A 20,017-nucleotide genomic window follows, 5' to 3' on the forward strand; every position below is an offset into this window, starting at 1 on the left:
CTCAGGGCACCCCCGTCGAGGTCGCCGTCGCCTCGATGCCCGGCCCGGTGACGAGTTTGACCCGTCCCGGGTCGGTGGTGAGCCCGGTCGCGTTGATCGTCAGGGTCTCGCCGGGGAGCCAGAGGTCGGTGGTCGTCGACCCGTCGACGGCGGTTCGGTAGCCGCTCAGATACCGGTCGTTCGCCAGCACGTCGACGGCCTCGACCGACAGCTCCGTCGAGCCCGTGTTGTCGACGGTGACGTTCAGGGAGTCGGCGGTGCCGTTGTAGACGACGGTCCGCAGTTCGATAGCGGTGTTTTGCTGTTCGAGGGTCTGGTCGGCGCTGGCGTCCCGGGCGTCGTTGACGTTCTCGAAGCTGTTGGCCGACGCGGTGTAGAACATCCCGAAGCCGATGAACGCGGCCACGAAGATCAGGGCCGCCGAGCCGCTAACGCTGAAGCCCATCGGAACCACCTCCACGGACGAGCTTCGAGAGCGCGACGCCCTCGGCCCCGCTGTCACCGTCGAGTTGCGAGATGTAGGTCAGACTCTCGGTGTGGTGGTCGATCGTCAGCGCCTCGCCGCTGTCGGCCACGTCGTCGAACCCCTGGAGGTACGTCCGCAGGTCCGCCGCGACGGAGGCGTCGATCCAGTCGATCGTCTCGTAGTAGTCGATGGCCCTGGTCGCCTCGTGGTAGCCCGACTCGCTGACCAGAAACTCCAGCCACTCGACGACGATGAGCTCCGACCCGAAGCCGTCGGGTAGGGTCGACAGGTACGGTTTGCCGCCGTCGTCGGCCGACTCGTCCTCGGTGTCGGGCTCCGCTTCGGTCTCGGCCGAAGCCGTCGGTTCGGGCTCCGGCTCGGGTTCCGATGCGGTCGTCTCCTCGACGGCGATCGTCTCGTCCGCGTCGTCCTCGACCGTCGCTGCGTCGTCTTCGACTGCCGTGTCGTCGCCGTCGTCCTCCTCGATGACCTCGTCGAAGAGGTCGTCGTCTTCGAGCCCTCCGTCGTCCATGGCGTCGCCGTCGTCTTCGAGCATCCCGTCGTCCATGGCGTCGTCGCCGAGCATCTCGTCGCCGGCGTCGTCGAAGAGGTCCTCGTCGTCCTCGGGTTCCTCGCCGTCGGCCCACTCGGCGTCGCCGGACTCGTACTCGTCTTTCAGTTCGGCGAAGGACTTGCCGCCGTCCCCGCCGTCGTCACTCTCGTCGTCCATCTCCATGCCGTCGTCCTCCAGCCCGTCGTCCATACTCATGTCGTCGTCGAACGCTTCGTCGAACGTCCCGTCGCCGCCTCCGAAGTCGTCCCCCTCGTCCTCCGGGAACATCTCGTCGACATCGCCGCCACCGCCCATCCCCATGTCGCCACCGTCGTCCTCGACGAGGTCCTCGTCGAAAAAGCCCTCCGCGTCGGCGTTGGCGATGTCGTCGTCCAGTTCCGCCTCGTCGTCTCCGCCCTCGTCGTCGTCGAACAGGCCGAACGAGCCCCCGCCGTCCATCCCGCCGCCCATCCCGGCGTCCACATCGTCCGCGAAGGGGTTCACCCCGCGCGTGACCATCTCGTAGATGTCCAGGAGCTTCCGGACGTTCTCCTCGACTTCCTCGACCGATTCGGAGATGCTCTCGTTTTCGGTCCGGACGGTGTTGACCGTCGAGGAGAGGCTGCCGACCTCGTTTTCCAGTTCGTCGAGCCGGTGTTCCAGTTCGTCGGTGTCGGCGCCGGTGGCGTCCTCCATGTCGCCGAACTCGTCGTCGCCGAACCCGCCCATCTCGTCGTCGCCGTCGTCGAAGCCGCCTAACCCACCCAGGTCGTCGCCGTCACCGCCTCCCTCCTCGGCCATCAGCCCGCCGCCGTCGGCCATCCCGTCGCCGTCGTCGTCGTCCTCGCTCTCGCTGTCCGACAGGATCGAGTCGAACATGTTCTTGATGCTCATCCCGACGAGACCGCCCGAGAGGAGCACCACGAGCGCTGGCGCGGCCAGCTCCGCGAGCGCCGTGGCGAGAGCGGGACTGTTCATTCTCTCTGAAAGATGTCCTCAGATACCCTTCAATATTCCGTCTAGCGTATCACGAGTGATAACTCTGGAGTTACTAGCCGCGCCCGTGGCTAAATTCAACGCGCCCGACTCCGAATAAATTTTTCGACCGTCGTTTCCGCTGGAAATATCCGGCCAACAGCGGATTGCGGACGCGCTCCCGTCAGCCAACTGACTGCCGTCCGTCAGACACGGAGCCGCGAGGAGTGACCGGTTCTGTTCGTCAGTTTTCAGAAATCACAACGTCGTCGACTCGGTGTTGGCGCTCTTGACGACGAGGTCGCCGCTGTCGGCCCTCAACTGGATCGAGCGACCGTGGTCGCCGCCGACATCCTCGCCGACGATCGGGATGTCGTACTCGTCGAGGGTCGCCCGGACCTGTTTCGCGTTCCGGGAGCCAATCGAGGAGCCGCTCTCCGAGAAGTCGAGCATGTCGCTCCCGCCGGCGATCTTGGCCTGCATCGAAGCCGTGCTCGCGCCAGCGGTTTCGAGCGCGTCGACGAGGGCCTCGACGCCGGTGTCGGCGAACTTCGCGCGGTTCCCGCCTTCGACATCTTCCGCGGTCGGGAGCATGACGTGGACGAGTCCCGCCGCACCGGTGGTCTCGTCGTACAGCGCCACGCCGATACACGATCCGAGCCCGCTCGTGGTCAGTACCGCCGAATCTGTCGTCACCTTGTACTCCGCGATGCCGACTTTGATCCGCTCGGGCGTGCTCTCCTGCTGTCCGTTCGTCTGGCTCCCGTCGTAGACTTTCATTATTCGAAGATCTGTTCCACGCTGGCGTCCGTTTCGTCGGCTCGCTCGACATCCAGGTCGTCTAGTGCCGCCCGGAGTTCCTTCTCGTTGGGGAGTGCGTGAATCTCCGCAGCGAAGTCGACATCGGGGGTGTGCATCTCCGAGTCGATGATGAAGGCGTGCTCCTGGTGTTGACCGACCTGTGCCGCCAGCGGATCGACGATGGCTCGACCCATGTCGTGGACGAGCCGCGGCGGCGTGTGATCGACCGAGGTCTGGAGGACGTTGGCCCATCCGTCGACGAACCCGCTGGTCATGATGTTGCCCAGCTCCTCGATCGCGGCCTTGTGCTGGTCGGTCAACTCGTCGCTGTCAATCTCGACGGGCATCATCGCCTCGGCGACGGTGACCGCCGACTCCTCGTCGAACAGCACCAGCAGGTACCCGCTGGGGACGCCGGTGAACTCGACGACGGTCCCGACGTAGGTTTCGGTCCCGATCTGCTTTGGCACGTCGGTGATCGGGGCGAAACTGATCTGGGTCACCTCCGCCTCGGTCTGGATGCCGGTCATCATCTCGACGTTGCTGGCGGCCTGTTCGGTCCCGCTCTCGGTCATCTCGTTGAACGTCTCCAGCTTGTCGATCGGGATGGCGTCGCCGTCGGTGTCGGCGTTCGACATCATCGTCTCCGTGAGCGACTCGTACTCGGGGAGCATGTAGATGTAGAAGTTCACCGACTCGTTGACCCACTCGATCTCGGACTTGAAGACGAACACCTGATCGTGGGCGTCGTGTTCGGGTGCCTCGGGCAACACGTCGGCGCCCGACTTCTCGATGTATTCGGGCGGGGAGTGGTCGATCGTCGCACCCAGATAGTCGGCCCAGCCGTCGATGAAGCCGCTCATCATGATGTTGCCGATCTCCTCGACGCCGCTCTGTGCCATCGCCGCGTCGCTCGCACCGCCGGGGACCAGCGTCTCGACCATGGTGTCTGCCGAGTCGGCGTCGAAGACCAACACCGTCTCCCCGTCCATGACGCCCTCGAAGTCGAACTGGACGCCGACGAAGTCTCTCCCCTTCAGTTCCTCGCCCACGTCGGCCCGCGGGACGAGCGTGATCTTCGTCACGTCGACGCTGGCGTCGATCCCCGTCATCTGGGACATCGACGCCGTCGCCTGCTGTGCCCCCTCGTGTGCGAGTTGGTTGAACGTGCCGAGCGACTGGATCTCGACGTTCATCTATGAGGGCACAACGTCCTCGATCGCCTCCATCACGCTCGGTTTCTGGAACGGTTTGGTGATGTAGCCGTCGGCGCCGGCCTTGACGGCCTCTTTCATCTTCTCTTCCTGGCCGACGCTCGTACACATGATCACGTTGGCCTCGGGGTTCGAGGTCTTGATCTCGTCGGTGGCCTCGATGCCGTCCCGGATCGGCATGACGATGTCCATCATCACCAGGTCCGGTGTCTCCTCTTTGTACACTTCGACGGCTTCGACGCCGTTTTCGACCTCGCCAACGATGTTGTGGTCTTCCTCCAGAATCTCGCGCAGGAGGTTGCGCATAAATTCGGAGTCGTCGGCTATCAGTACGTCTGGCATGACTTATCGAACCGAAATACCGGAATGAGCTAAATAAAGGTGTCCCGTAAATTATCGCGTCTGATACCGCACTACGTGAGGGGTTTCAGACCGTCGGCAGTCCGGCCGCGACGGCCCGGACGACAGGGAGCGCGTAGCGGCCGTACGGGAAGTATACGAACGCCGACACCACGACGTAGGAGATGCCGACGCCGACCGTCGCCGTCCCAGCGACGGCCACCAGTCGCCCGGACACCCGTTCCGGGGTGACGGTTCGAGCGATCACCGCGACCGCCCAACCGGCCGCAGACAGGAGCGCGACGACCGCGTGCAGTTGTACCGCCTCCCCGACGGCGAGCGCCAGGGTCGTGATCGCACCGAGCATCCCGGCGCTGACCAGGCCGGTCCAGCCGACCGTGGCAACCGCCAGGAACCGCCGGCCCCCGTCGAGTCCCGCCCGGACTGCCGGGAGCCGGACGGCCGCGTAAACGAGCAGCGGGAGTACCGGGTGGAGGTATCGGACCGTGAGCTGGCTGAAAAGCGGGAGCCGCGAGAGGTAGACCACCGTCAACACTGCCGCCAGGGTACAGACGAGCAGGTCCGTCTGTCCGACGGGCGTGAGCGTCCACGGACGAGCGAGCGATCGAACCCGCTCGGCCCGACCGCGAACCCGACGAGCCGCAAGCAGCGGGAGCGCAGCGACGGCGCCGGCGACCGGCATCGCCTCCAGCAACGCCAGCTCTACGACCTCGTACCCGTTGATGTCGTAGCTGAGGCCGTCGATCCGCCCGCTCCGGAGGAAGATATCGACCAGTCGGTCGGGCTTGCCCAGGACGCCGAGCCCGTCGACGACCGACCGCCCGGCGAACTCGTAGACGAAGCCGACCAGTGTCGCCACTGCACCGATCGCACGTGTCGGGACCGACGGGCCGGACTGCCCACCGCCCGGACGCGGTGTCGCCGGGGACGCGGCTCCGCCGTCGGCCTGGCCACCGCCCGACGCCCCCGACCCGCCCGTGTCAGTGGCCTCGGCGTTCGGTAACACCCTCGGGGGCTCGACCGGGTTCCCCGAGATGGCGTAGTTCGTCGCCAGCATCGGCGTCAGCGCCAGGAGGACGACGAGCCCGACGAGCAGGAGGTGACGCGGCCGCCGTGAGCCGCCGGTCAGGAGGTCGACACCGGTCAGGACGACGACGAGAAAGAACCCCTCGAAGGCGTGGGTCCAGGTGACCAGTCCAGCCAGCGCGTACGCGCCGGTTCGGGCACGCAGTGCTGTCCGCCCCTCGCTGTGGCAGCTGACTGCGAACGCGTAGACGACGCCGACGGTCATCGCCGCGACGAGGGTGTGTCGCTTCGGGATCGTCGCCCAGAACCCCACCGGCGTGGCAAGCCCCGTCACCAGGGCCGCCGCCAGCCCCGCTCGTCTGTCGTGGACGAGCGAGACGAGCCGGTACAGCAGGAGACACAGCGTCGCGGCCGCCAGTAGCGTCGACAGTTGGTACCCGACCAGCGCGAGCCGAGTGGGGTCAAGGTCCGTCGCCGCCCGCAGCGACGCGACGAACAACGCGGCGACCGCCACCGACCCGACTGTGAGCGTCCGGTCGCGGTCGAACCACTCCAGCCCGGCTATCGTCCGAACGAACGCGAGCCCGCCCAGCGCCCACAACCCCGGGAGCAGTACCCCCGGATCGACGACCCCCGCGATCGCTTCGAGCCCCCAGACGAACGGGAGAGCGAGCGCGAGCTGGCCGTAGTTACGGCCGTACAGCCGCCCGCCGACCTCGTGCATTCCCGGGAGCGGGCCCAGCGACAGCGAGTAGCGCACCTCCGTGACGTGGAGCTGGCCGTTCGAGAGCGCGACGAGCGTGTTCGCCGTCGTGTACGTATCCTGAATGAAAAACCCCACACGCCAGGTCAGCCCGAACGCCAGGGCGAGCCCAAGCCAGAGCGCCAGCCCGTAGCGGTCGCCGAACACCCACCGTCCGCCTCGGCGGAGCAGGCTGCGAAGGCGGTCGGTCGACAGGCGGCCGCCGGCCGGCCCCGCCCCGGGGACGCCTGTCACGCCTGCCCCTCCACGGTGATGTTCTGCTGAGTGATCGTCCGATCGACCGAGAAACTCTGGACCCGGACCGTCACCGTCGCGGTGACCGGTCCCTGGACACTCCCGCGTTCCACGCCTTCGTCGCCCGGATCGAGCGTGTAGGTCCGGGACGGCTCGGTCACCAGCGTCGTCGAGACCACCTCGATGTCAACCGCCGGGACGCGCACCAGATAGACCAGCCGCGGCCGCCCGGTGACCGATCCGACCGTCACGCTCGCTGTCGGCACCCGGAGGTAGGACACGTCGGTTCCGAAGCGACCGTCCGTCACTCGGAGCTCGCTGAACTCGACATCGACGGCCGTGACCGTCGCCGTTCCTTCGCCGAACGACTCCGGCGAGCCCTGGGTCACGTCGATCCCGACCAGCGGGCCGGTAGCGACGAGCGAGAGCACGACGAACGCGGCACACAGCGACGGGAGCGACCGGGGGGTCATCGCCTGCCGTGACAACTGTCGCCGCCGGGAATAAATCCCCCGGCGCTCAGAGCTCGATTCCCTCGTCGTCGACGGCCTCGATGAGGTCGGCGATCGTGTCGTCGGGCGAGAGCTGGGTCGAACGCAACAGCGTCTTGATACTCTCGGGTGGGTACCGGACCGGCACGTTCGACTCCGAGAGGAGGATTCCCAGCACGTCCTCGACCGGCGTCGAACCGTCCATCTGCCGGCCGTACCACAGCATGAAGCTCTCGAAGACGGTGACGATATCGTTCGAGACGAGCTGTTGTTGATCCACTTCGCCGTCGAACTTCGCGGTCACGTCGAAGCCGTACCGGGCGTTGGAGTCGTCCATCTGCTCGGCCAGCCACTCGTGGACGTTCGCGTCGGTAAACTCCGGTGTCGGCTCCGGTTCGGGCTCCGGCGTCGGGTCGGGTTGGGGGTCAGGGGTGTTCGCGACGTTTCCGTGCCGCTCGTCGGTGCGGACATCCGACGAGACGACGTATCGCCCGTCGTCGATCTGCGTGACGTGTTCGTCCTCCGCGATGTCGAGCTCCTCGGGGGAGAGAATCTTCCCGTCTTCAGGGTTCGTGTCGTCTGACCCCTGTGCCATACACTACACTGTGTCAAGGAGCGGTATAACTCCGTCGGCGAGAGAAACGGAAAAGAGAACGACGCGGATTACAGCGTGACCGCGGAGTTGCCAGACAGGGTTTCCGGTGCGACGAGTCGGACGGTACTGGTGCCGCCGGACTGGGTGTTCAGTTGGATCGTCGCGGTCTCACCCTCACCGATCCCGTCACCAGCTGCCGGGCTGGAACCACCACGGATGTTGTCCGCGCGGAAGACGAGCGTGGCACGGTCGGAGGGGTCGTTCAGCACCTGACTGTCGGTGATCGAGTCGTCGTCGTCCTGGACTGTATTGATGGAGAAGCTACTGGCGTCCGCAGACGAGGCGTACGTGAGGTCGTAGGAGCCGCTGGTGTCGACCCACTGAGCGATGGTACTGCCCATGTCGATGTTGGCCGCACCGGGGGCTTTCTTGACCGTCACCTCGACCTGTTGGATCACTTTCTCGCCCTGGTCGATGTCCTCACCGACGGTGTTGACGACTTCGAGGCGGTTGGTGACTTGATCGCTACTCTGCTGTCCGGTTTCCTCGGCACTGCTCTGGAGGAAGCCGGCCGTGTTGATGAGGACGCCAGCGGCGATAGCGGCGACAAGCACCATCGCGATGAACACGATGAGGGTGCCGATCCCGACCTGCCCGCGATCCTCGTCTGATTCCATGAACATTGGTTAATCCGGGTCTGTCTGACCCTACCGATTCGTTCCTTTCACGGGTAATAATACCTCCCCCGAAAATATCTCTCCTGATAACGGCGGTTTGAGATGGGTGAAGTGGGGATATGACGAATTCTGGCTGATATAAAACGGACGAGACATGTTTGGACTTCTACTAGTGGATCGGCCAGCTTACCGCTCGCGGGTCGTGCACGCGAAGACGAGAGAATGAAGCGAAAAAACGCGAGACAGATTACAGCGTGACCGCGGAGTTACCAGACAGAGTCTCCGGAGCGACGATTCGAACCGTCGAGGTCCCGCCGGACTGAGTGTTCAGCTGGATCGTCGCGGTCTCACCCTCGCCGATACCATCGTCACCATTCCCGCCCCGAATCGCCTGCGCGTCGAAGATAAGCGTGGCTCGGTCGGAGGGGTCGTTCAGCACTTGACTGTCGGTGATCGAGTCGTCGTCGTCCTGGACTGTATTGATGGAGAAGCTACTGGCGTCCGCAGACGAGGCGTACGTGAGGTCGTAGGAGCCGCTGGTGTCGACCCACTGAGCGATGGTACTGCCCATGTCGATGTTGGCCGCACCAGGTGCCTTCTTGACCGTCACCTCGACCGTGTGGATCACCTTGTCGTTCTGGTTGATGTTGTCGCCGACGGTGTTGACGACTTCGAGGCGGTTGGTGACTTGATCGCTACTCTGCTGTCCGGTTTCCTCGGCACTGCTCTGGAGGAAGCCGGCCGTGTTGATGAGGACGCCAGCGGCGATAGCGGCGACAAGCACCATCGCGATGAACACGATGAGGGTGCCGATCCCGACCTGCCCGCGATCCTCGTCTGATTCCATGAACATTGGTTAATCCGGGTCTGTCTGACCCTATCGACTTGTTTCTTTCACGGGTTATAATACCTCTCCCGAAAATATCTCTCCTGATAACGAGTGTCTGGGGACCTGAAACCGCTATTTTGTGGAGCGAACGGAATCTTGACACGTCCGTTTCGAGTGGAGGTCACGACCGGATATCGGGACGGATCGTGTCGGGATCGTCGGCCGATTCGAGGAGAGCGAACGGCGACCCTGGGGTCGCCTGCCGCGAGCGCAGGGACTACTCGTAGGTGACAAGACTATACATCACGAAGAGATAGCCAAACGTCGTGAGGCCGCTGTTGACGAGCAGCAGCGACTTGACGCCCGTGAAGTCGTTGACGAACGCACTGATCATCGTCGCGGCGGCGCCAGCGACGGCGAGGGAAAACCCCACCGACAAGTGAAGCATCGCTCGCCGTGATGTCTGGACGTAGGCCCGCATCGCCATCCCGACCATGGTGAGTCCAGCGACGACAAACACCAGCGTCGAGATCGTGTAGAGGAGCTCGATCATCGGCATTACGATAGGGTAACACGGTCCGACGCATAAATCCACCCGCTAAAATATCTCTGTTGATAACGTCACAGTCCGCCGAAAACCGCCGGTTTACCCCTCCGAGAGGGTCCGCCACGCTTCGTCGAGTTTGTTCGTCACTTCCGACCGTTCCTCGACGTGGATCGTCAGTTCGTCCTCGAAGTCGACACGGAGCTCGTCGACGTTTCGGCGGTACACTTTGATCCGTCGCCGGTCGTCCGAGAGGATGTTGTCGTGGAGTTCGAGAAGGTTGTGTTCGGTGAGTTCGTCGATCCGTCGGTAGCAGGTCGCGATCGGGATCCCCAGTTCGTCACTCAGGTCCTGTGCCGACACGGGTTCGTCGGTGGCATCGAGAATTTCGGCGCTGTATTTGTTCCCCAGCGTCTGTAGGATCTCCGCCGAAGCCATCGTTATCAGAAAATATATTCAGTCCTGCATAAAGCTATCGCCTGTGATAGTTCCTGAGTCGGGCGCACTCCTCCGGTCGGGGATGGGTGTCCGAGGATGACGGGAGAGGGCTGTTATCGGCCGTTCTCTCCAATAATAATCGGGTAATCGGTGCGTTCAGATCGGCGAATCCCCTTCGCTCATCATCGAGAACGCGCTCGCGTTCTCGTGGACCTGAATCCCGCCCCACTCGATCTCCATCGGGTAGATGTCCGTCTCGATGTCCTGTTTGCGCATCTTCGCGACCCAGACGTAGCGGCTCACGCCGGAGTCGGTCGGCGTCTGGATGAGGTAGATGTTACCGTCGGTCAGGTAGTTCTCCAGTCCGATATCGGTGTCCGGGAACACCGCTCCCTGCTCGTTGGTCAACAGTGTGGTGAGCCCGTTGCTCCGCAGGATGTCGGTGAACTTCAGGAGGTAGGTCCGTTTCTCGGCCTCGTCGTCGAAAAAGAGGTTGAACATCGCAAGCGAGTCCAGTACGAGCCGGTCGTACTCCTCGTCTTCGAGGTCGTCGAGCAGGAGATCCAGCGAGGACGAGAAGTCGTTCTCACGCAGGAGGACCTGCTTGTCGTACACCTTGATGTCGCCGTTCTCGACGAATTCGGGCCACTTGTCGAAGCCGATCGACTCGGCGGCCTCCCGTAGGTCGGCCTCGTTTTCCTCGAAGGAGAGGTAGATCCCTTTCTCGTCGAACTGTTCGACGCCGTTGTAGATGTACTGGAGACAGAGGATCGACTTCCCGGCGCCGGGATTTCCGCTTACCAACGTCGTCGAGTTAGTGACAATACCGCCGTTCAGAATGGAATCGAGGCCGTCGATGCCTGTTTTGGTTATCTCTATCATTTTTCGTGTTTTTGATACGGGGAAGTTAGGTAGTTCTGTGTGACGGGCGGGCAAAAGTCTTGTTCACGAATCATTTGCCGAGCGTCAGCCGGCCGCGTGGACGACCGCCGGATCGACCCAGATGACGAACTCGTCGTCGCGTTTCACGACACCGCGGATCGAGCCGTTGTCGTTCGCGGGGGACTGGTCGACCTGCTCCGGCAAGATCTGGACGACCTGGTACACCTCGTCGACGAGCCACCCGGCCGCACTCTGGGTCTGGACGATCTCGGGGTCGTAGACGATGATCCGCTTTTCGGCACCGTCCTCGTCGATCCCGAACACCGCTTTCGGGTTCACGATCGAGGTCGTTCGCCCACGCAAGTCCATGACGCCCTCGACGTGTGGGGGCGCGTTCGGGACTTTCGTCAGCTCCCCAACGTCGACGATCTCCGTCACGTAGTCGATACTCACACAGTAGGTCTCGTCTCCAAGCTTGAACTCGAGCACTTGGCCGGTCGTGGCTGACTGGGCTGACATAGCTGTTCCTGGGAGTGTCAGGAGATAGGGCGACAGCCCGGCATAAAGCTGCCTGCTGGGATATCAACTTTGATTACGCGGGCGGAGTCTTTATTTCGGGGCCGAACCCGATTTCGGGGTAGGTATGATGTGGCGCTCGCGAACTACCCGGACCCCGGGGTCGTCGTGACAATGGCCGGCCGCGCGCCGCGTGCGGTGGTCGCCGACGACTCCCATTTCATGCGGAGTGTGATCTCCGATATCCTGGAGGAGGGGGGGATCGAGGTCGTCGCACAGGCACGAAACGGCGTCGAAGCCGTCGAAGCCGTCGAAGAACACGGGCCGGATGTCGTGACGATGGACGTAGAGATGCCCGAGCTGAACGGGATCGACGCGACCGCGCGGATCATGGACGTGCAGCCGACCCCGGTGTTGATGCTGTCGGCACACACCGACGAGAACGCCGATGTCACGTTCGAAGCCCTCGACAACGGTGCGGTCGACTTCTTCACCAAGCCGGGCGGCGAGGTGTCGATGGAGATGTCCCGGCTGAAAGACCAACTGGTCGAGATGGTGACCTCGGTCGCCGAGGTCGATGTCGCCGGGAACGGCCGCCGGTCGGCGACACAGTCCGGAACCGGTGGCACCCGTTCCGGCACGCAGCGCTCCGGCGGGCCGGCGGACGGCCGACGTTACGTCGACAACCCCACACTCGTCATCGGGTCCTCGACCGGCGGCCCGAAGATGGTCGAGAAGGTCCTCGGCGCGCTCCCGCTGGCCGCCGACCTCCGTGTGCTGGTGGTCCAGCACATGCCCGAGGGCTTTACCGGCCGGTTCGCCGAGCGCATCGACGCACGGAGCGACTACGAAGTCCGGGAGGCGACCGACGGCGGTCGGCTCGGCGGCGGCGAGGCGATGATCGCGGCCGGCGACCGGCACATGGTCGTCAAGAACTACCGGAACGGCCGACTCCGGGTGAAACTGAACCGGGATCCGCCGGTCAACAGCGTCCGCCCGGCGGTCGACGTGACCATGGAGTCGGCGGCGACGACGATCGACGACCCCCTCGTCGGCGCGATCCTCACCGGGATGGGCGAGGACGGTGCCGAGGGGATCAGGGCCATCAAGGCCGCGGGCGGGGACACGATCGCACAGGACGAGGCGACTTCGGCGGTGTACGGCATGCCCAAACGGGCCGTCGAGACGGGCTGTGTCGACGCCGTCCTCCCCATCGACGACATCGCGAGCGGTATTCTCGATACGATCACGACTGAGGTGACCTGACAATGGACGACCAGTATCTCGACGCATTCATCCGCGAGAGCGAGGAGGCGATCACCGAACTGAACAACTCGCTGCTCGACCTGGAATCGGACCCCTCGGACACCGAGGCGATGGACTCGATCTTCCGGACCGCCCACACGCTGAAGGGGAACTTCGGCGCCATGGGCTTCGACGACGCGGCGAACCTGGCCCACGCCGTCGAGGACCTCCTCGACGAGATGCGCCAGGGCGAGATGGAGGTCACGCCAGAGGTGATGGATCTCGTCTTCGCCGGCGTCGACCAGATCGAGGTGATCGTCAACGAGATCGAGGCCGAGGGCGAATCACAGACCGAGACCGACGAGATGGTCGCGGAGCTTCGGACCGTCCTCGAGGAAGGGGCCGAGGCCGCCGGCGGCGATCCGACGGCCGGGTCCGGCAGCGACACCGACGACGACAGCGACGACAGCGTCGCCGTCGACGCCGATCTGGACCCGGACGGGGCCGACGACCGGATCGTCCACGTCGAAGTCGATGTGGGCGAGTCGGACATGCTCGGTGTCGACTCCATGCTGGCGCTCGAAGCCGTCGAGGATGTCTTCGAGATCCTCTCGATGGAGCCCGACCGAGCCGCCATCGAGGACGGCGAGTTCGAGGAGACGTTCGTGCTGTATCTGGACGCCTCCGACGCGGCGACCGTCGACGCCGAACTGGGGTCGGTCGGGAAGATCGACAGCTTCGACGCGACCGACGTGACCGAGCGGTTGACCGCCGGCACGACGGACGCCCCGTCGATGACCGCCGGGGCGACGGAGACGGACGATTCGGAGGAACACAGCGTCGACGAGATCAAATCGGTGCGGGTCGATGTCGACCAGCTCGACGACCTCCACGGCCTCGTCGAGCAGCTCGTGACGAGTCGGATCAAACTCCGCCGCTCGGTCGAACAGGACGACCTCGATTCCGCGGGCGAGACGCTGAACGAACTGGACAAGATCACCGCGAACCTCCAGAACACGGTGATGGACATGCGGCTCATCCCGCTGAAGAAAGTCGTCGGGAAGTTCCCGCGACTGGTCCGTGACCTCGCGCGCGAACTCGACAAGGACATCGAGTTCACCATCGAGGGCGAGGACATCGAACTCGACCGGACGATCCTCACCGAGATCTCGGACCCCCTGATGCACATCCTGCGCAACTCCGTCGACCACGGGATCGAACCGCCCGAAGAGCGCGAACAGGCCGGCAAGCCCCGGACCGGTCACATCGAACTGCGGGCCTCCCGTGAACGGGACCACGTCATCATCACCGTCGAGGACGACGGCGCCGGCCTGGACGTACAGGGGATCAAACAGAAGGCCATCGAGAAAGGCGTCCGCTCGCCCGAGGAACTGGAGGCGATGGACGACTCCTCGATCTACGACCTGATCTTCCACCCCGGTTTCTCGACGGCCGACGAGGTCACGGACACCAGCGGCCGCGGGGTCGGGATGGACGTGGTCCACGACACGGTCACCCAACTGGACGGCTCCGTCAGCGTCGAGTCAGACCCGGGCGAGGGGACGACTGTCTCGCTTCGCCTGCCGGTGACGATGGCGATCGTGAAGGTGCTGTTCGTGGAGGTCGGCGACGAGGAGTACGGCGTCCCGATCAAGAACGTCGACGAGATCACCGCCACCGACGCGGTCAAGCAGGTCAACGGGACCGAGGTCATCAAACACAACGACGACATCTACCCGGTGATCCACCTGGCCGACACGTTCGACGTGGACGGCGCCGCCACCAACGGCGACGGGATGCTCGTCCGAATCCGGGAGTCAGAGCGCCAGGTGGCGCTGTACTGCGATTCGGTCAACAGCCAGGAGGAGGTCGTGGTCAAACCCCTGGAAGGTATCCTCTCGGGGACCCCGGGGCTCTCGGGGACCGCCGTGCTGGGCGACGGCAACATCGTCCACATCCTCGACGTGGTGACGCTATGAACAAAGGCAGCGACAGACAGTTCTCCCAGCTACTGACGTTCATCGGCGACGAGATGGAGTTCGAATCGGGCTTCTACAACGACGCGTACCTCGACCGGCGGATCACCGCCCGGATGCGCCGGACCGACACCGAGACCTACCGGGCCTACAAGCAACTGCTCCAGCGCGACGACGGCGAACGCGAGCACCTGCTCGACTCGCTGTCGATCAACGTCACCGGCTTCTTTCGCAACCCCGAGGCCTGGGAGGCGCTTCGCCCGGTCCTCCGGGATCTGACCCGGGAGAACCGCCGTGTCAGGCTGTGGTCGGCCCCCAGCGCCGACGGCCGGGAGCCGTACTCGGCGGCGATGCTGGCGCTGGACGACCCCGAGATCGAGGCCAGGCGGGTCGAGATCACCGGGACCGACATCAACGCCGACATCCTCCGGGACGCCCGCCGGGCGACCTACGAGACCTCCCAGACGACCGACATCGCGGAGGAACTGGAACCACTCGACGACTACTCCGAGTACATCGAACAGGACGGCAACACGTTCACGGTCCGGGACCGGGTCACCGACATGGTCACCTTCGAGCAACACGACCTGATCCGGGGCGAGCCCAAACGGGACTTCGATCTCGTGTTCTGCCGGAACCTCCTCATCTACATCGACTCCGAGTACAAGGTCCCGATCTTCGAGACGATCCGTGGCTCGCTGCGGGAGGGGGGGTACCTGATGATCGGGATGACCGAGACCCTCCCCACCGAGTGTCGGGACTCGTTCGAACCGGTCGACAAGCAACACCGGATCTACCGCCGCGTATGAGCCTCTACGAACTCGAACGGGACGGCGAGGTACAGGAACTCATCCGCGTCCTACGGGAGAGCGACAACGAGCGCGTCCAGACCCGGGCGGCCGAACTGCTGGGGAACTTCGCCGACCACGACGACCGCCGGGACGTGATCAACGCCCTGGTCACGGCCACACAGCGGGACAGCGACGCCGTCACGGCACAGGCGATCGACTCGCTGGACGAACTGGGCGGGGACGCGATCGAACAGCTCATCGGCACGATGGCCGGCGTCGACCTCGGCGACGACTCGGCCGACTGGGTGAAAGCCAAGGCGTACACGCAGGCGCTCGACGCCGACGTGCCCGAACTGCGGATGGCCGCGGCCAACGCGCTGGGCGGGCTCGACCAGGCCGACGCCGTCCCGAACCTCGCACAGCGGTTCGACGATCCCGACCCGCGAGTCCGGGCGCGGGCGGCCCGGTCTGTCGGGAAGCTCGGCGACTCGCGGGCGACAGACTCCCTGGAGTCGCTGCTGACCGACTCCCAGTCGGCGGTCCGCCGCGAGGCCGCCCAGGCGCTGGGAAACATCGGCAATCGCCAGGCGCTGCGCTCGCTCCTTCCGCTGTACGAGGACGACCACGAGGCGGTCCGCCGCATCGCGGTCGACGCCTTCGGCAACTTCGACAACGACCAGCCCGTCGACTACCTCACCGAGGCGCTCTCGGACGACTCGCCGGGGGTTCGCCGGACGGCGGTGTACTCGTTGATCGAACTCCTCTCGAACGTCCCGACCGACCAGAGCCACGAGATCCGCGAGACCGTCGTCGAGAAACTGTCTAACACGGACGACCGCAGCGTCGTCGTCCCGCTGGTCGAGATCCTCGAAGAGAGCACCCAGGCCGCACAGCGGCGCAACACCGCCTGGCTGCTCGGTCGGGTGACCACTCAGGAGGAACGGGGGCGGGTCATCGACGCCCTCGTCGACGCGCTAGCGGACGACGGCCAGATGATCCGGCAGTTCGCCGCGACGAGTCTGGCGGAACTGGACGACGACGACAGCATGGTCGAGCGCCGCCTGCTTCCGATCGTCGAGGACACCGGCGTCGATCCGGCCGTCCGGGGCCAGGCGATATTCACGCTCGGGAAGGTCGGCGGCGAGCGCTCCCGGAAGGTGCTCGACAAGCTCATCGACGAGACAGAGAACGAGACCGTCCGGAAGAAGGCCTTCTCCGCGATCTCGAAGCTGGGTGGGCGCGGATGAGTCGGCGCTCTTCGCGGCGCTCGCCGGCCGGTCGGCTCAAGTACCGCCCACCCGTAGCCGTGAGTGAGCGAACAGAGCGATGAGCGACGGTGAGCGCAAACTCCTCGACACGCAGGGCAAGTTCGTCCAGGTCGTCAAGGACGGGCGAAAGCGCAACGACATCGAGTGGATTCCCGGACGGATCCTGCTGTCGAACAAGCGGCTCGTGCTGGCGACCAACGAGGGCAAACGGACGATCCCGCTGTCCTCGCTGACCAGGGTCACCGCTAGCCAGATGAACCAGTCGCTGGCACAGGTCGACAGCTACGTGAAACTCAGATCGGGCGGCGACGTGACCCTCGTCGCCCCGAAAGCCGACGAGGAGTTCGAGGAAATCCTCTACGGCGCCCTGCTCGATCAGATCGTCGTCCTGGCGAAACACCCCGCCGTCGAGGGTGGTGTCGTCCGGGACATCGGCTGGGAGAAAGCCCGCGTCAAACTCGACGGGGACTGTATCGACCTCGCGATCACGTCGGGGACGTTCGTCGAACTCGACATCGACGACGTGGGGACCGTCGAAGCCAAGGACATGGAGATACGCGGCAGCGAGCGCCCGATGCTCTCGGTCGAACACACCGTCGAGGGGACCAGCGTCGAGACGCACATCTCCGGTGGCCCGCGCCACGTCTCGCTGCTGGAAGGACTGGTCCGCCAGGGCGAACAGCGAAACGTCGCCGACGACGTGGAGCTCTCGGACGAGGAGACACAGGTGCTGATGGCGCTGTACTCCGGAATCTCGCCGTTCAAGATCCCGGACTTCGTCGACATGGAGATCGACACCGTCGAGGAGGTGTACGACCGCCTGCTGGCGGCCGACATCCTGGAGCCGGTTCGGACCCGCCGAGAAGTCCAGCTCGAAGCCCGGGGTCGCTCGATCGCGAGCGAAGCGATGTCCGACCAGTAGTCAGAACGGCGGCGAACTGCCGTACAGCCGAGTGTAGTGGACGGCGTCGACGAGGATCCGCGAGAGCGGGAGGACGAACTCGCCCGTGACGGGAAACAGCGAGAGGCCACCGACCAGCAGGTACGCCGCCATCGAGCCGGCGGCGACACCGAGGACGACTGCGCCCGCCCGATCGAACCCCGGGCGCACCGTCGCCAGCACCGCCCACGCGAGGACGGCGACGGCGACGGTCAGCGCCCACAGCGCGTACACCTGAACAGACTCCCCGAGGACGAGGTCGGCGGCGGCGATCACACCGAGGTACACACCCGCCCCGGCCAGTGCGGTCCCGGCCGTCGCGGCCGCGAGCGCCCGCCCCTGTGACTCGACGACGCGCCGGACCGCCGGCAGTCGGGCCAGCCAGTAGAGGCCGACGACGTACAGCGGGTGGAGGTACCGGACGGTGAACATGTGGTGGACCGGCAGCGAGCCCAGAGAGATGCCGAGCAGCAACACCACGTAACCGACCGAGAAGGCGTCGAGGACCCGGATCGGGGACCACTCACGCGGCGACTGGAGTGCGGGTAGCTGTCGCTTCGCGGCCAGGGCGGGCGCAGCGACGAGCGCACCCAACAGCGGCATCGACGCCAGCACGCTCAGGTTGATCGCCGCGTCCTCCGACGCGGTGAGCCCGTCGAGGTAGCCGGTCCGGGCGAAGACCGCGACGATTCGGCCGGGATCGGTGAGGAACAGTCCGTACGACCCGATCACGAGGCCCAGGAGCCGCTGGCCGATTCCCGCGAGCGCGGCCACGAGGCCGCCGATCGGGGTGTCTCCGGTCGACTCGCCGCCCGCGCCGCTGCCCGCCGGAGCGTCGCCCGTGGCCTGCTGTGTGCCCGTCCCCCCGTCGGTCGCCGCCGGACTGAGCACGTCGCCGTCGTAGCTCGGCAGGAGCCGTGGCGGTTCCACGGGATTGCCCGCGATCAGCCAGTTCGTCAGGAAGAAGGGGAGCAAGGAGGCGAACAGCGTCGCGCCGACGACAGCGAGGTCGCGCGGCCGGTTCGACCGCGCCGTCGGGAGGTCGACCGCCGCGACGGCGAGCAACAGGATCAGTCCCTCCGCGGCGTGGACCCAGGCCGCGGCCCCGACCCAGGCGTAGGTCAGCGCCCGGAACCGTCTCGCGTGGCGGTGGCTCGTCGCCGCCCGACTCCGGTAGAGGGTGTACATCGCCAGGACGACCACCAGCGCGCTGACGCTGTGGCGTTTCGGGATCGTCGCCCAGAACCCGACCGGCGTCCCGACGGCGGCGACGACGCCCATGGCGACTCCGACCCGGCGCGTGGACACCGCCGTGCCGAGCCGGTAGGCGACGACGGCGACGGCGGCGGCGGCGAGCGCGGTCGTCGTCTGGAGGGCCAACATCGGGAGCCACCGTGCGGGGAGCGGCGTCGCGACCGCGAGGTTGCCGACGAACAGCGCCACGCCGAGGCCAGTCCCGAGGAGGACGCCCGCCCGCCTCCGGCCGAGGACGCTTCCCACCCCGTAGCTCAGGCCGGCGACCGCGAGCGACCACAGACCGACCAGGAGCACGCGGAGGTCGAGGAGGACCGCGAGGAGTCGGTACAGGACGAGCCAGAGGGCGGAGACGACGACGATAGCGTAGTTCCGTCCGTAGACGCGCCCGTCGACCAGATAGGTCCCCGGTGTCGAGCCCGAGGGGGGACCGTAGACGGCCTCGGCGATGAAGAGGTGGCCGTCGAGGACGGCGACCAGGGTGTTCGCGAACGCGTACTGGTCGCTGGAGAAGAAGTTCAGCTCCCAGCTGAGTCCGAACCAGACCAGCGCCGCGAGGCCGATCAGCGCCCCCACCCGGTCACCGAAGACCCCCCGGAACACCGCCGTCCGGAGAGTCGCGACCGACACCCTCTCGCCGGCGAGCAACCGGTCTATGACCCCCTCGCTCATCGCTGGACCTCGACGGTGATGCGGCGCTGGATCAGGTCGCGCTCGCGGTCGCCGGTGCGGAGCCAGATCGCGACCGTCGCGTTGTACCGCGTTTGGTCGATCCGCTGTGGGCTGATCCCGACCGGGTTCGGCCGGAGCCCCATCCGCTCGCCACTGCGGTCGGCCAGCTGATATCTGCTCGTCGCCGTCGTCCACAAGCCCGGGATGTCGATGGTGTACCGGACGACCGGGTTTCCGTCGACGGACCCGACAGAGACGACCGCCGGCGGTGCGGACAGGTGGTACCGGCCGGCGCCAAAGCGGCTCCGTTCGAGGACGATCTGCCCGGCCGGCACGGAGTCCACGGAGACGGTCGCGTCGCCGGCCCCAGCCGGGGGCGTCGCCCGCGTGAGATCGACGGCCCCGACCAGCGGCCCCGAGACGATCGCGAGTACCGCGACCGCCACGGCCAGGGCAGCGAGCGGACGGGGCGTCGGCATGATATCGGCCGTTGACCGTGGCCGCATA

At 65.6% G+C, this 20,017-nt stretch carries 21 protein-coding genes; 5 read left to right on the top strand and 16 right to left on the bottom strand.

Annotated features, from left to right (window positions below; translation table 11 throughout):
* Nucleotide 1 precedes the first annotated feature (1 nt).
* The 14 genes from arlF to P1L40_RS10835 all read right to left on the bottom strand — a co-directional run bounded on the left by arlF (nucleotide 2) and on the right by P1L40_RS10835 (nucleotide 11,367).
* The gene (gene arlF, locus P1L40_RS10770; RefSeq protein ID WP_284006929.1) at nucleotides 2-445 is read right to left on the bottom strand and encodes an archaellum stator protein ArlF; all 444 of its coding nucleotides are present in this window, start codon (nucleotides 443-445) and stop codon (nucleotides 2-4) included.
* Nucleotides 429-1,997: a FlaD/FlaE family flagellar protein gene (locus P1L40_RS10775; RefSeq protein ID WP_284006930.1), complete on the bottom strand. Its 1,569-nt coding sequence runs from the start codon at nucleotides 1,995-1,997 to the stop codon at nucleotides 429-431. The genes arlF and P1L40_RS10775 overlap by 17 nt, the downstream gene beginning before the upstream one ends.
* A gap of 255 nt (nucleotides 1,998-2,252) precedes the next feature.
* A complete protein-coding gene (locus P1L40_RS10780) occupies nucleotides 2,253-2,774 on the bottom strand; it encodes a chemotaxis protein CheD (RefSeq protein ID WP_284006931.1) in 522 nt (173 codons plus the stop codon).
* Nucleotides 2,774-3,991 carry a chemotaxis protein CheC gene (locus tag P1L40_RS10785; protein ID WP_284006932.1) on the bottom strand — a complete coding sequence of 406 codons (1,218 nt, stop codon included), beginning with the start codon at nucleotides 3,989-3,991 and terminating at the stop codon, nucleotides 2,774-2,776. Before P1L40_RS10785 ends, P1L40_RS10780 begins: the two co-directional genes overlap by 1 nt.
* Nucleotides 3,992-4,351 carry a chemotaxis protein CheY gene (gene cheY / locus P1L40_RS10790; RefSeq protein ID WP_284006933.1) on the bottom strand — a complete coding sequence of 120 codons (360 nt, stop codon included), beginning with the start codon at nucleotides 4,349-4,351 and terminating at the stop codon, nucleotides 3,992-3,994.
* An 85-nt stretch (nucleotides 4,352-4,436) separates the two neighbouring features.
* The gene (locus P1L40_RS10795) at nucleotides 4,437-6,392 is read right to left on the bottom strand and encodes a hypothetical protein (protein ID WP_284006935.1); all 1,956 of its coding nucleotides are present in this window, start codon (nucleotides 6,390-6,392) and stop codon (nucleotides 4,437-4,439) included.
* Nucleotides 6,389-6,865, bottom strand: coding sequence for a hypothetical protein (locus tag P1L40_RS10800; protein WP_284006936.1), 477 nt, complete (start codon nucleotides 6,863-6,865; stop codon nucleotides 6,389-6,391). Before P1L40_RS10800 ends, P1L40_RS10795 begins: the two co-directional genes overlap by 4 nt.
* A 46-nt stretch (nucleotides 6,866-6,911) precedes the next feature.
* Complete coding sequence (locus P1L40_RS10805) at nucleotides 6,912-7,478, bottom strand: DUF7500 family protein (protein WP_284006937.1); 567 nt, start codon at nucleotides 7,476-7,478, stop codon at nucleotides 6,912-6,914.
* 68 nt (nucleotides 7,479-7,546) lie between these two features.
* Entirely contained in the window at nucleotides 7,547-8,161 is a 615-nt protein-coding gene (locus P1L40_RS10810) for an archaellin/type IV pilin N-terminal domain-containing protein (RefSeq protein ID WP_284006938.1), read from the bottom strand.
* Nucleotides 8,162-8,402: 241 nt separating this feature from the next.
* Nucleotides 8,403-9,008 carry an archaellin/type IV pilin N-terminal domain-containing protein gene (locus P1L40_RS10815; protein WP_379774211.1) on the bottom strand — a complete coding sequence of 202 codons (606 nt, stop codon included), beginning with the start codon at nucleotides 9,006-9,008 and terminating at the stop codon, nucleotides 8,403-8,405.
* Between the two features lie 253 nt (nucleotides 9,009-9,261).
* Nucleotides 9,262-9,537, bottom strand: a complete 276-nt coding sequence (locus P1L40_RS10820; RefSeq protein WP_284011061.1) for a DUF7521 family protein — start codon at nucleotides 9,535-9,537, stop codon at nucleotides 9,262-9,264.
* 93 nt (nucleotides 9,538-9,630) lie between these two features.
* Entirely contained in the window at nucleotides 9,631-9,966 is a 336-nt protein-coding gene (locus P1L40_RS10825) for a helix-turn-helix domain-containing protein (RefSeq protein WP_284006942.1), read from the bottom strand.
* A gap of 156 nt (nucleotides 9,967-10,122) precedes the next feature.
* Nucleotides 10,123-10,848: an ATPase domain-containing protein gene (locus P1L40_RS10830; protein ID WP_284006944.1), complete on the bottom strand. Its 726-nt coding sequence runs from the start codon at nucleotides 10,846-10,848 to the stop codon at nucleotides 10,123-10,125.
* Between the two features lie 84 nt (nucleotides 10,849-10,932).
* Entirely contained in the window at nucleotides 10,933-11,367 is a 435-nt protein-coding gene (locus tag P1L40_RS10835; RefSeq protein ID WP_284006945.1) for a chemotaxis protein CheW, read from the bottom strand.
* Nucleotides 11,368-11,538: 171 nt separating this feature from the next.
* Here P1L40_RS10835 and P1L40_RS10840 point away from each other — a divergent pair, with 171 nt between their 5' ends.
* The 5 genes from P1L40_RS10840 (at nucleotide 11,539) to P1L40_RS10860 (ending at nucleotide 17,566) form a co-directional block, all read left to right on the top strand.
* Nucleotides 11,539-12,630, top strand: coding sequence for a protein-glutamate methylesterase/protein-glutamine glutaminase (locus tag P1L40_RS10840; protein WP_284011062.1), 1,092 nt, complete (start codon nucleotides 11,539-11,541; stop codon nucleotides 12,628-12,630).
* A 2-nt stretch (nucleotides 12,631-12,632) separates the two neighbouring features.
* A complete protein-coding gene (gene cheA / locus P1L40_RS10845; RefSeq protein ID WP_284006947.1) occupies nucleotides 12,633-14,588 on the top strand; it encodes a chemotaxis protein CheA in 1,956 nt (651 codons plus the stop codon).
* Complete coding sequence (locus P1L40_RS10850; RefSeq protein WP_284006948.1) at nucleotides 14,585-15,394, top strand: CheR family methyltransferase; 810 nt, start codon at nucleotides 14,585-14,587, stop codon at nucleotides 15,392-15,394. Before cheA ends, P1L40_RS10850 begins: the two co-directional genes overlap by 4 nt.
* Entirely contained in the window at nucleotides 15,391-16,623 is a 1,233-nt protein-coding gene (locus P1L40_RS10855; protein ID WP_284006949.1) for a HEAT repeat domain-containing protein, read from the top strand. The genes P1L40_RS10850 and P1L40_RS10855 overlap by 4 nt, the downstream gene beginning before the upstream one ends.
* Nucleotides 16,624-16,702: 79 nt before the next feature.
* Nucleotides 16,703-17,566, top strand: a complete 864-nt coding sequence (locus P1L40_RS10860) for a CheF family chemotaxis protein (RefSeq protein WP_284006950.1) — start codon at nucleotides 16,703-16,705, stop codon at nucleotides 17,564-17,566.
* Here the strand turns inward: P1L40_RS10860 and P1L40_RS10865 are convergent, their stop codons facing one another.
* Both P1L40_RS10865 and P1L40_RS10870 read right to left on the bottom strand, forming a co-directional pair.
* Nucleotides 17,567-19,510 carry a hypothetical protein gene (locus P1L40_RS10865; protein ID WP_284006952.1) on the bottom strand — a complete coding sequence of 648 codons (1,944 nt, stop codon included), beginning with the start codon at nucleotides 19,508-19,510 and terminating at the stop codon, nucleotides 17,567-17,569.
* Nucleotides 19,507-19,989, bottom strand: a complete 483-nt coding sequence (locus P1L40_RS10870; protein WP_284006953.1) for a hypothetical protein — start codon at nucleotides 19,987-19,989, stop codon at nucleotides 19,507-19,509. The genes P1L40_RS10865 and P1L40_RS10870 overlap by 4 nt, the downstream gene beginning before the upstream one ends.
* Nucleotides 19,990-20,017 lie beyond the last annotated feature (28 nt).

The organism is Haloarcula pelagica (assembly GCF_030127105.1).
GTDB classification, from domain to species: Archaea; Halobacteriota; Halobacteria; order Halobacteriales; family Haloarculaceae; genus Haloarcula; species Haloarcula pelagica.